At 41.3% G+C, this 12,423-nt stretch carries 12 protein-coding genes; 6 read left to right on the top strand and 6 right to left on the bottom strand.

Going from position 1 to position 12,423, the window contains the following annotated elements; all coding sequences use genetic code 11:
- Positions 1-27 precede the first annotated feature (27 nt).
- The gene (locus G3T18_RS10005) at positions 28-1,395 is read right to left on the bottom strand and encodes an SGNH/GDSL hydrolase family protein (protein WP_224410408.1); all 1,368 of its coding nucleotides are present in this window, start codon (positions 1,393-1,395) and stop codon (positions 28-30) included.
- 353 nt (positions 1,396-1,748) lie between these two features.
- Between G3T18_RS10005 and G3T18_RS10010 the strand changes: the two genes are divergently transcribed.
- The 6 genes from G3T18_RS10010 (at position 1,749) to G3T18_RS10035 (ending at position 8,483) form a co-directional block, all read left to right on the top strand.
- The gene (locus G3T18_RS10010; RefSeq protein WP_224410409.1) at positions 1,749-2,267 is read left to right on the top strand and encodes a low molecular weight protein-tyrosine-phosphatase; all 519 of its coding nucleotides are present in this window, start codon (positions 1,749-1,751) and stop codon (positions 2,265-2,267) included.
- Positions 2,268-2,318: 51 nt separating this feature from the next.
- Entirely contained in the window at positions 2,319-4,556 is a 2,238-nt protein-coding gene (locus G3T18_RS10015; protein ID WP_224410410.1) for an Hsp70 family protein, read from the top strand.
- Positions 4,557-4,567: 11 nt separating this feature from the next.
- Positions 4,568-4,960, top strand: coding sequence for a hypothetical protein (locus tag G3T18_RS10020; RefSeq protein WP_224410411.1), 393 nt, complete (start codon positions 4,568-4,570; stop codon positions 4,958-4,960).
- Positions 4,961-4,978: 18 nt separating this feature from the next.
- Positions 4,979-7,546 (top strand): tetratricopeptide repeat protein, encoded by a 2,568-nt coding sequence (locus G3T18_RS10025; RefSeq protein WP_224410412.1) that lies wholly within the window; start codon positions 4,979-4,981, stop codon positions 7,544-7,546.
- Between the two features lie 2 nt (positions 7,547-7,548).
- Entirely contained in the window at positions 7,549-7,941 is a 393-nt protein-coding gene (locus G3T18_RS10030; protein ID WP_224410413.1) for a J domain-containing protein, read from the top strand.
- A gap of 62 nt (positions 7,942-8,003) precedes the next feature.
- Positions 8,004-8,483: a nucleotide exchange factor GrpE gene (locus G3T18_RS10035; protein ID WP_224410414.1), complete on the top strand. Its 480-nt coding sequence runs from the start codon at positions 8,004-8,006 to the stop codon at positions 8,481-8,483.
- A gap of 30 nt (positions 8,484-8,513) precedes the next feature.
- Here G3T18_RS10035 and G3T18_RS10040 read toward each other — a convergent pair whose 3' ends face one another.
- From G3T18_RS10040 to G3T18_RS10060, 5 genes are all read right to left on the bottom strand, one after another.
- Positions 8,514-9,185 carry a response regulator transcription factor gene (locus G3T18_RS10040; RefSeq protein WP_224410415.1) on the bottom strand — a complete coding sequence of 224 codons (672 nt, stop codon included), beginning with the start codon at positions 9,183-9,185 and terminating at the stop codon, positions 8,514-8,516.
- A gap of 117 nt (positions 9,186-9,302) precedes the next feature.
- Positions 9,303-9,698 (bottom strand): cupin domain-containing protein, encoded by a 396-nt coding sequence (locus tag G3T18_RS10045; protein WP_318013952.1) that lies wholly within the window; start codon positions 9,696-9,698, stop codon positions 9,303-9,305.
- A gap of 204 nt (positions 9,699-9,902) precedes the next feature.
- On the bottom strand, positions 9,903-11,492 hold the full coding sequence (locus G3T18_RS10050; RefSeq protein ID WP_224410417.1) for a glucose-6-phosphate isomerase: 1,590 nt from the start codon (positions 11,490-11,492) through the stop codon (positions 9,903-9,905).
- Positions 11,493-11,767: 275 nt separating this feature from the next.
- Entirely contained in the window at positions 11,768-11,956 is a 189-nt protein-coding gene (locus tag G3T18_RS10055) for a CsbD family protein (protein ID WP_224410418.1), read from the bottom strand.
- A 42-nt stretch (positions 11,957-11,998) separates the two neighbouring features.
- On the bottom strand, positions 11,999-12,271 hold the full coding sequence (locus G3T18_RS10060) for a GlsB/YeaQ/YmgE family stress response membrane protein (RefSeq protein ID WP_224410419.1): 273 nt from the start codon (positions 12,269-12,271) through the stop codon (positions 11,999-12,001).
- Positions 12,272-12,423: the final 152 nt, after the last annotated feature.

Genomic DNA, 12,423 nt, shown 5'->3' on the forward strand with positions numbered 1-12,423 from the left:
CGGTATTATCGGGGATTTTTCGATCGTTTACAGATTATCGGGAATAACCTGCATTTTGGGTAAAGCTGTCACTGTATAGTAAAGGCTCTTAGCCATTTCCTGATTGGCTTCCTCGCTCAGGTGAACTGTATCTGTAAAAGCTAGATTGGGAAAATCTTCATAGAGATTGTACAAATTCATCGTTTTGACATTATTGGGAAAAGCTTTTTCGAGGATCTCGCTAGTTTCGATTAACTGGCTGTAACCTTGTTTGACCCTCTGAATGTAATCGGGGCTTAATTGTTGAATAATCTCCTCCTCTGAGGGCAAAAGTTGGTCGCTGGGACGACCAGTAATTTCCGGTTGCACTGCGACAACGAAAGGAATTCCTGCTCCGGCTGAGAGACGCACCATTTGTTTTTGATGGTTAAAGTAGCGTGCGACTCGACGCTCTAATTCAGTTTCATCGGCGGGTAGATGTTCGGCTAGAGATTTCATGTCTTCTGTCACAACTAAGCTCATTTGTGCGAGTGAAGGTTCGGGGTTCAACACCCAATGTTGTACCGATTTAACCAAGTAGGTATCTCGAAGCCAGTTTTGGAAAGGCTGAGTTAAGTAAGCCCAGAAATGTCCCGGAGCATTGTTGAGAAAATCTTCCAGTTTAGGAATTTCTGTTTCCGCTTCGCTGCTGGGTAGCATCAAATCGCCATAGCCGTTCAAAACAATAATTAGATCCGGCTGATAAGGTAAGATTTGCAGTGCTAATTGAGCCAATTCATTGCCTGAAGTATAGCCAGGAACGGCGGCATTAATCACCCGATACTTACCTTCGCGAATTTTGGGGGGTTTTGCCAAAGCTTTAACTCGTTCGGGTCGATAAAAAGGAAGTGCATCAGGACGGTATTTTTCTGGCGATCGCCTTTGTTGAGCTACTCTTTCATTCAGTCGCTGTTCGAGCTTGTGGGCGATCGTTACCTGATTGCTTCGATTCCATTGACCGAAAGCAGTTGAACCACCCAAAAGAAAAATTCGCATTTCACCTTGGGGTTTTTCCAGAGGAACAGGTTCTTCGTCTCGGAAACCTTGTTCGTTAATTGACCAAAAATCACTGGTTTGTTCTCCTGCTAGTTGATAACCTCCAGCTAAATGCTGACGAGCGATTAAATTTCCCTCCCAAGCAAGACCGTCGTAGGGTTGATTATTTTCCGAGAGAAACTGCAAGCGATAAGCACTAACAATCGGTGGCACTCCTTGATATTCTGCCAACTGTTGACCTTTTCCTGCAATTCCGACAAAAATCCTGGTCAGTAGCTCCAAAATAATTAATGACAAAGGAATTGAAAGTATTATCCAAAGGGGTGAAAGACTTTGCCTCCTTCGTTTGCTGTAATAAGGACTACGCCGAGATTTAAACATCAAGTATTTTCCTCATCTTTTTATCTTCAGTGGTAGATCGCACCACAATCGCACCCGCGCTTTTTACCGAGCGATTAAGCTAGGTTTAGCGCGCCCTCACAGGATCTCGCCAATTTTTTCCTTGCAACTCAACTAGATTGTTTTCCACAAGAGCCAACTAGAAGGTAAATTAATGAGCGAAACTGATACATGGCGTGCAACTGTACCTAGATTATCGGTAGGATCGACCTTCAAGAGTAACCGATCCTCAGCGTCCAGATCGCGATCGCGGTACAGTAGGGGCGATCTGAACGATCCACCCCTATCCAAATGATTCGCTCGCCTGAACTGAGTACAACCTAGATCGAAAATCAATGCCTTACAAATTACTTTTTGTTTGCTTAGGTAACATTTGTCGCTCGCCATCAGCAGAGAATATTATGAATCACCTGATAAAGCAAGCTGATTTGAGCGATAGTATTGTTTGTGATTCTGCTGGAACCTCTAGTTATCACCTGGGTTCTCCTCCGGATTCACGCATGAGGGCTGCGGCTAAAAAGCGGGGAATTGAACTTCGAGGTCGCGCTAGACAGTTTGATGTGTCTGATTTTGCTGAGTTTGATTTAATTTTGGCGATGGATCGAGAAAACTATGCGGATATTCTCGAGTTGGATCGCTTAGGAAAATATCAAGATAAGGTACGACTGATGTGTGATTTTGCTTCTGAGCATAGCGATTGGCGCGGTAGCGCCAGCGCCGCAAGCGGCGATCGCGATGTTCCCGATCCCTATTATGGCGGTTCTCAAGGTTTCGATCGCGTAATTGATTTACTTTTGGATGCTTGTCAAGGTCTTTTGGATTATGTCGTTCAAGAGCAAATTGAGAGCAAATAAGCGGCAGAGGTTTGGAGACTAAGCTCGTACTGAGGGAGATTAGGAAAAAAAATGGGAAATGTAGTCGGAATTGACCTCGGAACCACAAATTCGGTGGCGGCGTTTAAGTTTGCTGAAGTTGAGGTGGTGACTGCTGATGATAATACGCCGCCGGAGCGGAAGTTAACTCGTTCGGTGGTGGGAGCTACTAGCCTTGGTCTTGGGGGAGATGATTGTGGTCAACAAGTAGTTGGTCAAGAAGCTTATAACCAGCTAAAACACGATCCGGAAAATGCGATCGTTTCGATTAAACGTTTGATGGGGAGGGGTTTTAGCGATCCGGTGGTGCAAGAACACCATTCTCGTTATTTGTACAAGGTGACGAAATCGACTCAGGGAACAGACAATAGTATTTCGGTGTGGCTGGGAGGTAAGGAGTATCAACCGGAAGATATTTCGGCGGCAATTATTAAGAAGGTTGTGGAAAATGCCCAAAATTTCCAAATCCAAAGAGGGCAAAAAAGTACGATTACTCAAGCGGTAATTACGATTCCGGCTTATTTTAACGATAAACAAAGACACGCTACCCAAACCGCCGCAACGAGGGCAGGATTGGCGCTACCAGAACTTTTACCCGAACCCACTGCGGCGGCGATTTCTTATGGGTTTAAGCCGGATGCTGATGATGTGAAAACGATTCTGGTGTTTGATTTTGGTGGGGGCACTTTTGATTCTTCGATTATTACTACCAGTGGAAATCAATTTATTGAGTCGGGTAAGGCTGGAGATTTGTGGTTGGGTGGCGATGACTTGGATAATCGCATTATCGATTTTGTTAAAGAGCAGGTGGCGATTGAGGAAGGGTTAGAGAATATCGATCGCGCGATCGCGAAAATGCCTTATTATCAACGGGTTCGTTTTGAGGGGGATTTGAAGTTGGCTGTGGAACAAGCCAAAATTCAACTCAGTAGTGCTCCTGTGGCTCATATTTTGCCTTCTACGCCGTTGTTAGATGAGTTTGGGGCGACGGTTTATGTGGATGTGGAGTTGAGACGAGAAGAGTTTGAGCAGATGATTTCGCCTTTGCTGGATCGCGCGATCGCTATTTGTCAGGATGCGATTAAGTATTCGGAATATCCAGAGGAAATGGTGGATGTTTTCTTGTTGGTGGGGGGTTCGTCCCAAATTCCTCTGGTACAACGGAAAATGCGCGAAACTTTTGGCGCTCATAAGGTGGTTGTTCATCCGCGTCCCCTGTATGCTGTGGCTGAAGGGGCGGCAATTGTGGCGGCGGGATTGACGGAAAAAGTGGAAACGGTTTCTCGCGATTATTGTATTGAGTTAGTAGATGAACCAAGATACAAATTAATTGAACGGGGAGCGATTCTTCCGGTTAAACAATTGCGTACTTTTAGAACTGAAGCGAATGGACAAAGGCTAATTCATTTTAAATTTTTTAGTCCCGATCGCGTGAAAGAAGTTCTCGATCTTGTTGCTCATGATGAGCTAATTGGCGAAATGTGGCTGCCTTTGGACCGATATTATCCTCAAGGAACAGAGGTGTTGGTTACTCTGGAATTAGATGAAAAAATGGGCTATCTCCAAGCGACGGCGACTTTGAAAAATGACCCTTCAATTCGAGTTAGTTGTTTGTTTTCTAGAGGGGGTTTGGATGAGAAAATTTGTAAGCAAGTTGAAGAAATTATTCAAAATTTAAATCAAGCTGGTAACTTGACTGATAAAGGGGTTGCCGAAGCTAACAGACTGGCGAGTGAAGTAATTGTCGCAGCTAATCAAATTCTCGGTCTTGATGGTAAAGTACAGCCAGAGCAACTTAAGCTTGCTGAAGAGAAGCTAAGAAAATTACAAGCTTTTGCTTCTGAAGATTACGATTTAGCCGAGTTTTTTGCCAGCGAATTTGAATTTATTAACTCTCGCTGTGACTTTTTGCTTCCTCACGCACAAAAGACGAGGTTGCAAAATTCAGCACAACAATTGCGTGACGCGATCGCTACTGATAATCTCGTGGCAATGCAAAAACTGTCCGCAAATGCCAAAACTGAGACCGATAATCTTCCCGAACAAGTCAGAACTATTTTATTCTGTAAAGATGCGATCGCGCGCGTGCAAATTACCGATCCTAATCAAGCTAGAGTTATGGCTGGTAAGCTAGAAGAAATTTTAGCTTACTTGGAACAAGATAATAGTTATGAATCTGAAAAACTCTTACGCGAGCTACTACCTACTCTCCGCCCTTATTTGGCTCAGGAGTTGCCTACTGTTAATATTTCTACAGGGTTGACTCGCTGAGGACATCAAAAATGAACGACGAAAAACTAATTTGTCCAGTCTGCGATCGCCCGAATATTGAAGGCGATATTTGTCCTAATTGTGAAACTAATTTATCGTTAGTCCGAATGTTAATGGAATTGCCCGCTCAAGAGGAAAATTTGAACTCTCCTAAAAGCAGTTTTTGGCGTTTTTATACAAAAAAAATAACTAGTTTTAATTGGCTAGCAGTTGGTTTGGCTATTCTCTTAATAATTATCGGGATTAGTTTAGGATTTACTGCTAATTTTTTTTTCTCTCGACAAATGCCACTTTTACCCCAAACGCCTTCAGTTTCTCCTCGAATGTTAGTTTGGTTGTCTGCGAGTAATCAAACTGAAATTATGCCGGCAGGAAAGCAAACTTTTCTGGCAAAAAGTGCGTAACTGGGAGGATAAAAAGTAATGAAAGTTATTGTTGATGGGTGGCATAAATTGAATAAAATTGTTCGGAATAACAGCTTATTTTTGTTATTTTGTCAAGGGGCTGAATCAAAAAAAATGTCCTTGGAAATGGCAGAATTAGCAAGAAATAAACAGTTGCGCGAAGCGGTGCGAGTTGGTTCAGAAATTATTAGTTTGGTGTCTCCACCCAATTCTTTTTTCCGGCGACAATTTTATCTTTGGACGATGGGAACGTCGCTTCAATCTCTGAGTAAACAGTTAGCTGAATGGCAGCAAAAAATTGAAGAAATCGATCGTTTGGCGGCTTATGCTGATTCTCTGGAAAAACAAGCTAGTAATAATCCTTTAGCTATTCAACTATTAACAAGTGCGTTGAAATTTTATCAACATTGTGCTTATCAAATTAATGATTCTCTTTATTTAGAAGCTATTGCTCGTTTGCAAGAAGAAATTTATCGCCGACAGCAATTTCAATTGTTAATTACTCAAGGAAAAGAAGAGGCAAAACAAGGCTTTTTCAAACAAGCTTTAAGCAATTTTTTACAGGCAAAAACTTTATTTGCAACGAAAAAATTGGATTTAGCGATCGCGACTTGCTCCGCGAAAATTCAGCCAGAGGAAAATTTTGAGGCGGTACTCACCACAGCGCGTAAAATAGCAATGGCAGGTAAATTCGCTCAGGCGATCGCCTTACTCGAACCTGCTTTGGCGAAATTTCCTCGCACTGATGGCAAAATTCTCTATGCACAACTTAGGAAAACTGTCAAGGCGAAAAAGTATTTTCGTGCGGCAATATTAGCCGAAAAAGCAGGTAATTTAGAACGAGCCGAAGCCAATTATCAAGAAGCAATCAATATTTTACCAGAATATCAAGAAGCTTATCTGCGTCTTGCGATCGTGGCAGTTAAAATGAACAATTGGGAGCAGGTAATTGACTATTTACAAGGTATTAATGGCGAAAGAGCAGCTTATATTCGTGGCTTTGCTTTTGTGCAATTAAATAATTTACAACAAGCCGATTTAGAATGGCAAACTATCGATCGTAGTCAGGTAAAACAAGAGCGCAAAGCTCTAAAAATATTAGCCAGACGAAAACGCTTGCAAGCAATGAAAGAAATTCAAGAATTTGTCCAGGAAAGAAAATTAGAGCAAGCCAAATCAGCCAGTCTTTCATTTATGCAGCAATTCGGAACTTGTGCGATCGTACAAAGAAATTTAGACGAACATATTCGCCCTGCTTTTGAAACAGATTTATGGCAGAATTTAGCTTGGCAAGAATTAGTTGAATTAGCAGAAAATAACTGGTTAAAGCAACAAGATATTATTTCTCTGCATAACTTAATGATTGCCGCTTATTATTACTCGCAAATTAATCCTAAATATTTAGCAAAATTAATTCCAATTTGGTGTTCTAATTTAGCTAATCTTTATATTAATCCTCTTCTCGATGATATCCCGTGGCTAGGAGCGGCAAAAGTAGATCGAGATAGTTTATACTCGAACTTATTGCAACTACTAGAAACAGCGATTGATGAAGTTAAAGATCGAGACTTAGAAACATATTATCAATTACGCGATCGCTACCGCTTAGAATTAGCTTCCTTAGAAATTATGGGAAAACCGCCTCAATTTGGACTGAAATTAGACGAACTTTTTTTAACTCCCAGTTTTTATCAAAATTATCGAGAAAAACTCAAAAATATCAGCTTCATTCCCGCTAGGGAGATCCAAATCCAACAAGCATTACACTCCTCTTGGGGATTAGCAGTTGCTGCTTGTTTAGCAGGAGATACTCTTCGCGCTATCCAAATTAAACCAGTTAATAACGATCGAGCAGAAATTGATTTATTTCAGGAAAATTTAACTTCTGTGCTAACCCAAACCAACAATTTTTCTGAACTTGACATACACAGCACCAATTTATTTGCAGAATCATTAGTTGCTTATTACGAAGGATGTTATCACCTCAGTAACCAACATTGGCGTTTAGCAGTAACTCCTTTACAACAAGCAGAGGTAGAAATTAAAGCTTCTCCTCAATGGTATGCAGAAATAGAAAAACTTTGCCAAAATCAGCGTCAAATCATCTCGCATTTTTACGAACATTTAGACTTTGCTCAGTTTTGGTGTAACTTAACCGGAAGCGAAACTGCGAGAAGTTATTTAGCTCAACTAAGAGTAGAACAAATTAAGCAAAAATTAACTAATCAAATTATTACACCTACTCAAGCTCTCAATGAATTAGCAGGATTAGCAAAATTAGTTCCCGATCATCCTACCATTACCGACGCGATCGCCAAAGTGGAATTTGCGCGAGAAGCCGAACAATTACATCAACTCATGAAAGTAAATAAATTCGAAGAAGCTGTTAAATTAGCTGCGAGATCTCATTATGAACAAATTCCCTATATTGTCGCCGAAATTTGCATTTCAATTTTAGTTAATGGTTCGCAAAACAATCATTTATCAGAAGAAGCAGTTCAGCAACTAGCAAATTGGGCTTACCAACTTTGTCCTCACGAACCAGCTTTTCAACAAGTTTATCGTCAATTTGGACTTTATTGTTAAAGATGAAGCAAAATCGATCGGTACAAAATCCCTATGAAATTTTAGGTGTAACACCAGCAGCATCAAAAGCAGAAATTGCCAAAGCTTTTATGATGGCGATGAAACTGCGTGAATATTCTCCAGATGCGATCGCCAAAGCCAGAAAAAGTTTAATGAATGCACGATCTCGCTTATTGGCTGATTATTTACGTCCGATTTTACCAGCGATCGTGCGTTTCAAGCGTAAAGATTTTTCCGAGTTGGAAAAACCTGCACCAACTCTCGAATTTTTACCCGAATTTGACGGTTTAGATGCAACTCTCGCACAAATGCAAAAAGTATCTGATGCCGATCGAAACTTGGGTATAACTTTATTTTCGGCTGATCCAATCAAAAGATTACCACCAAGCCGTTAAGCACGTAGCAGCATATACCAATCCCCAATCCCCAATCCCCAATCCCCAATCCCCAATCCCCAATGAAAAACGAACAAATTTTTTACTTAAGTAGTTCTCAACGAGACGAAATATTGCAAGAGTTAGGGAATCTGCTCAAAGACAAAGTTTCCCTACAACAAACCTTACAACAAGAACAGGAACAAACAACAGCAGCGAATGAAGAACTTTTTCTGGAATTACTCGATCTATTTGATACTTTGGAATTTTTACTTGATTACTTAACAGAGAATCCCGAACCTAATGCTCAGTTTCTCAAACGCTTACCAAAAACTATCGAAGTTGTTAAGAAAAAATTGTTACTTATTCTCGAACGTCGAGAAGTAAGAGCGATAGATTTTCAAGAAAATAAACCAGATTTCACTCTTTGTCGAGTAGTAGATTGCGAAATTAATAATGAGATCGAAGAAGATATGATTACGAAAATTGTGCGCAAAGGATTTAGTCTTGGTGATAAGATTTTACGTCCTGTAGAAGTGATTACCTCCAAAAAAGAGGATTGACATTTTGGCAAATATTTAAGCTAATAAATGTCAATCTACTAAGTTATGTTCGAGGGCAAAGCGTACTAACTCTGCCCGATTATTGGTGTCTGTTTTTCTTAGTAAACTGCTGACATATTTCTCGATGGTACGAGGACTAAGATGTAATTCTCCTCCAATTTCTATGTTAGAAAGACCGTTAGTAAGTAAGTTGAGAACTTCTTGCTCTCGATTAGTAAGATCGAGAGAATGGAGAGGAATTGTCGTTGGAGATGAAGTTTTTGGTTGTGCCGAAGGATCTTTTTTCCTGTCAGTGTTAATCTTAGAGAAGCGTAACTCAGATTGAATCACCTGCGATCGCTCTAACAGAGAGCGAATGACTGCGCCCAATTCCTTCATTTCAAAGGGTTTGGGTAAATATAAGTCGCAGCCTACTTGATAACCGCGAATTCTTTCTTCGGTACTTCCTCTTTCAGTCAAGAAAATGACAGGTAACAGCCGGAATTCTGGGCGCTGGCGAACTTGCCGCACCAATTCATAGCCATCCAGACGCGGCATATTAATGTCGGCAACGAGTAAATGAGGATGATAAGTTTCTAGCAAAGCTAGGGCTTCTTCTCCATCCTCAGCAGCAATCGCCGAGTAGCCAGACATTTCGAGATAATCGCTGATGGCTAAACGAATTCCTGCGTCATCATCGGCAACCAGGATTAATAAGGGCATATATAGTTATTTGGTCTGCATTAGACAGCTACTCTTACACTATGTTAAGCCCAGGTTGTCAATTAAGACTTTTTTTGTGATGAAGCTGTCTCCTAACCACGATAACTGGTTGGATAATCAAGCGGGTTGAGGTATTGTTGCGTTTTCCTCAGTAGCAAAGATTTTCTCCGCTAGTGCTAAGTCGTAAGGAAAAGGTGGCGTAATTGGCTGATAGTCTTTAGCGTAAGGCGTTCCGTGGCGTAAGACGGCGTTGACGAGGAAACAATTTTCTGGGTTGAGATTAATGGCGCTGTGAGGTACTCCGGGAGGTATTTTGACTACTTGAGGTCGGTTCTCGCTTAAGTAAATATACTCGTACTGACGATTTTGCAAGATTACTAAAATAAAGCTGCCCCGAACTACTAATAATTGATCTGTTTGATACCGATGGACGAATAGATCGTCAATTGTGTTGCCCGGAATTTGTACTAGCATTGTTTCATGACTTGATTGGGGAGTATAAAATTGTGTCATCCCCCCTTGGATAGATTCTAATGGGGTAATTGCGATTTTTTTGCTCAGTCCCATAGCCGAAATCCTAGCGATCTTTACCATCTCGATTTTAGAAGCTGAATTATAAAAAAATGTTACGAAAATAACACGAACGAGCAATGTTGTGTATTTGAAAGGTTTTCATTCTAGAGAAGTTAGGTGCAACGTCTCTAGAATGGATAAAGGCTAATCAGCTTTAGAGATTTTGAGACTGCTGGGTTGAGCTAAATTGCCGGAAATAACGATGCCTCGGTCATTAGCGCTAAGATGGCGGACAATTTTGTAAATTGCTTCAATTTCTGCTGTCGCGTCGGCTTTTGCGGCTAATTCCGACAAAGATAAAGGCGTAGTTTGTTTTTCCAATACTTTGACAATTTGATTTTGCAGTGCTAAGACAGATGCGGCAGCTTTTTTACCTGCTTCGACACCGGGTTGATGGTAAGCGTTGATATTCACGAGGAAGCCATACAAACCAACGGCGCGATCGTATAAAGCAATTAAAGCGCCGACGGTACGAGGATTAACTTCGGGAATAGTTACGGTGAGGGAATCTCTGCCATTTTCGTATAAAGCTTGGCGGGTTCCTTGTAACAATCCGGAGAGGTAATCTCCAGAAGTTACACCAGCTTCGACTTCGGGAGATTTTGCGGTACGGTCTTGTAAAACTTCGATAAAGGTAACAAAGAAGTTATTCACACCTTCTCGTAGTTGTTGAACGTAAGCGTGTTGGTCGGTTGAGCCTTTGTTACCATAGACAGCAATACCTTGATGAACTATATTTCCATCGAGGTCTTTTTCTTTACCCAAAGACTCCATTACCAATTGCTGAAGATAGCGACTAAACAATAGCAAACTATCTTTGTAAGGCAAAACTACCATATCTTTTTCGCCTTTGCCATTAGTAGCAAAATACCAGGAAAGAGCTAACAGTGCTGCCGGATTATCTTTGAGGGTGCGATCGCGTGTAAGCTCATCCATGATTTTCGCACCTGTCAGCATTTCTTGAATATCAATTCCTTGTAATGCTGCCGGAACTAAACCCACGGCTGACATTTCCGAGGTACGTCCTCCTACCCAATCATACATGGGAAAACTGGCTAACCAACCCTCTGCTTGAGCAATTCGATCTAATTTGCTGTCTTTCCCGGTAATTGCCACTGCATGGGCGGCAAAATCGAGATTTTCCGCCTCATAGACTGCTTTTGCTTCGATCATCCCATTGCGAGTTTCGGGAGTTCCCCCAGATTTGGAGATTACTAAAACGAGAGTCGTATTCAGACGAGAACCAATTTCGGCAATTGTGCGATCGATCCCGCTAGGGTCGGTATTATCGATAAAATGAATCGCCAAAGGTGCATCAATTGGGGCTAAAGCTTCTGCGACAAATTCCGGACCCAAAGCCGAACCGCCAATCCCAATCGAGAGAATATCCGTAAATTTGGCTTCTCCAGGCGGTTTAATCTCGCCACTGTGGACTTTGTTTGTAAAAGCTTCAATTGCTTCGAGAGTATTGTCGATATCTTCTTTTAACTCTGGAGTTGGGGCTAAATCCGAGTTACGCAGCCAATAATGACCAACCATGCGATTTTCATCTGGATTGGCGATCGCGCCCCTCTCCAAAGCATCCATCTCTTCAAACGCTTTGTCAAACATCGGCTTCATCTTCGCGACAAAACCTTCATCAAAGCGCATCCGGGATAAATCCAGATAAAACTCCAGTTGTTCGTTGTAATACAACCAATCCTGATAACGTTGCCAAAGTGCAGCAGAATCCATAAACTCAATTTCAACCGTAATATCTCACTCGTAAGTTTACGGTACGGTTACGATCTTCGGGCGATCGCTTATCTTTTCTCTAATTTTCTGCCACTCAATTTACCTTGACATAATCCCAAATTTATGCTAATAATTTAGCCAAAAGAAAACCCGCCGAAGCGGGCATCAACCTTCAAAAACTAACTTCTGCTAAAACACCTTAGCGACCTTCCTTTGCGTCTACTCGAAACGAGAACGGCTCCGCCGAATGCGCCTTGGCGAGATAAAATATCCCCTTAAGCGCGATCGATAAATTTCTTCGCATCATCCTTCAAATTTTCTTGCTCGTGCATCGCCTTCGCTTGCATTTGTTTCACCTTACCTTCGACTTTTTGTCTTTCATTTCCCGAAAGTTCTCCTACTACCTCTTGTACCTTACCTTCGAGATTTTTTGCAGTAGCTTTAATTCTGTCTTCAGCAGCCATTTTTAACTCCTTAAATTCCTAAATGGTGGACAAATAAATCAATTAAATTCGGCGACTTCTAGCAAGCTTTTCCCAAATGAAAATAGCAATAATTGCTCCGATAATTGCCAAAATCACACCAGGAATAGTTAAACTCGCCGACGTTATTGCTAACGTTCCCGTATTCAAAAGAGTTGCAAGGGAACCACCAATAACCGCCCCAACAATCCCTAACACAATTGTGCTGAGAATCCCGCCACCTTGATGACCAGGATAAATAGCTTTAGCGAGCGCTCCAGCAATTAAACCTAAAACAATCCATGCTATAATACTCATGGTTGAGAAACGTTTTTTTAACGTTGTGAAATCGATAATTAAAAAGTAACAGTTCCGGTTTTAAAATTCACTCTCTCCTCGGAAGTAACTTGAGTGAATCAAAAGAAATAAGCCGCAAGATATAGTTGCCCCTCTGATAACAGTATTAATGT

The organism is Oscillatoria salina IIICB1 (assembly GCF_020144665.1).
Classification (GTDB): Bacteria; Cyanobacteriota; Cyanobacteriia; order Cyanobacteriales; family SIO1D9; genus IIICB1.

What these genes read in the sequence shown, in the direction of transcription:
- G3T18_RS10005 (WP_224410408.1), bottom strand. Translation starts at nt 1,395, where the DNA reads ATGTTTAAATCTCGGCGTAGTCCTTATTACAGCAAACGAAGGAGGCAA.
- G3T18_RS10010 (WP_224410409.1), top strand. Translation starts at nt 1,749, where the DNA reads ATGCCTTACAAATTACTTTTTGTTTGCTTAGGTAACATTTGTCGCTCG.
- G3T18_RS10015 (WP_224410410.1), top strand. Translation starts at nt 2,319, where the DNA reads ATGGGAAATGTAGTCGGAATTGACCTCGGAACCACAAATTCGGTGGCG.
- G3T18_RS10020 (WP_224410411.1), top strand. Translation starts at nt 4,568, where the DNA reads ATGAACGACGAAAAACTAATTTGTCCAGTCTGCGATCGCCCGAATATT.
- G3T18_RS10025 (WP_224410412.1), top strand. Translation starts at nt 4,979, where the DNA reads ATGAAAGTTATTGTTGATGGGTGGCATAAATTGAATAAAATTGTTCGG.
- G3T18_RS10030 (WP_224410413.1), top strand. Translation starts at nt 7,549, where the DNA reads ATGAAGCAAAATCGATCGGTACAAAATCCCTATGAAATTTTAGGTGTA.
- G3T18_RS10035 (WP_224410414.1), top strand. Translation starts at nt 8,004, where the DNA reads ATGAAAAACGAACAAATTTTTTACTTAAGTAGTTCTCAACGAGACGAA.
- G3T18_RS10040 (WP_224410415.1), bottom strand. Translation starts at nt 9,185, where the DNA reads ATGCCCTTATTAATCCTGGTTGCCGATGATGACGCAGGAATTCGTTTA.
- G3T18_RS10045 (WP_318013952.1), bottom strand. Translation starts at nt 9,698, where the DNA reads ATGACACAATTTTATACTCCCCAATCAAGTCATGAAACAATGCTAGTA.
- G3T18_RS10050 (WP_224410417.1), bottom strand. Translation starts at nt 11,492, where the DNA reads ATGGATTCTGCTGCACTTTGGCAACGTTATCAGGATTGGTTGTATTAC.
- G3T18_RS10055 (WP_224410418.1), bottom strand. Translation starts at nt 11,956, where the DNA reads ATGGCTGCTGAAGACAGAATTAAAGCTACTGCAAAAAATCTCGAAGGT.
- G3T18_RS10060 (WP_224410419.1), bottom strand. Translation starts at nt 12,271, where the DNA reads ATGAGTATTATAGCATGGATTGTTTTAGGTTTAATTGCTGGAGCGCTC.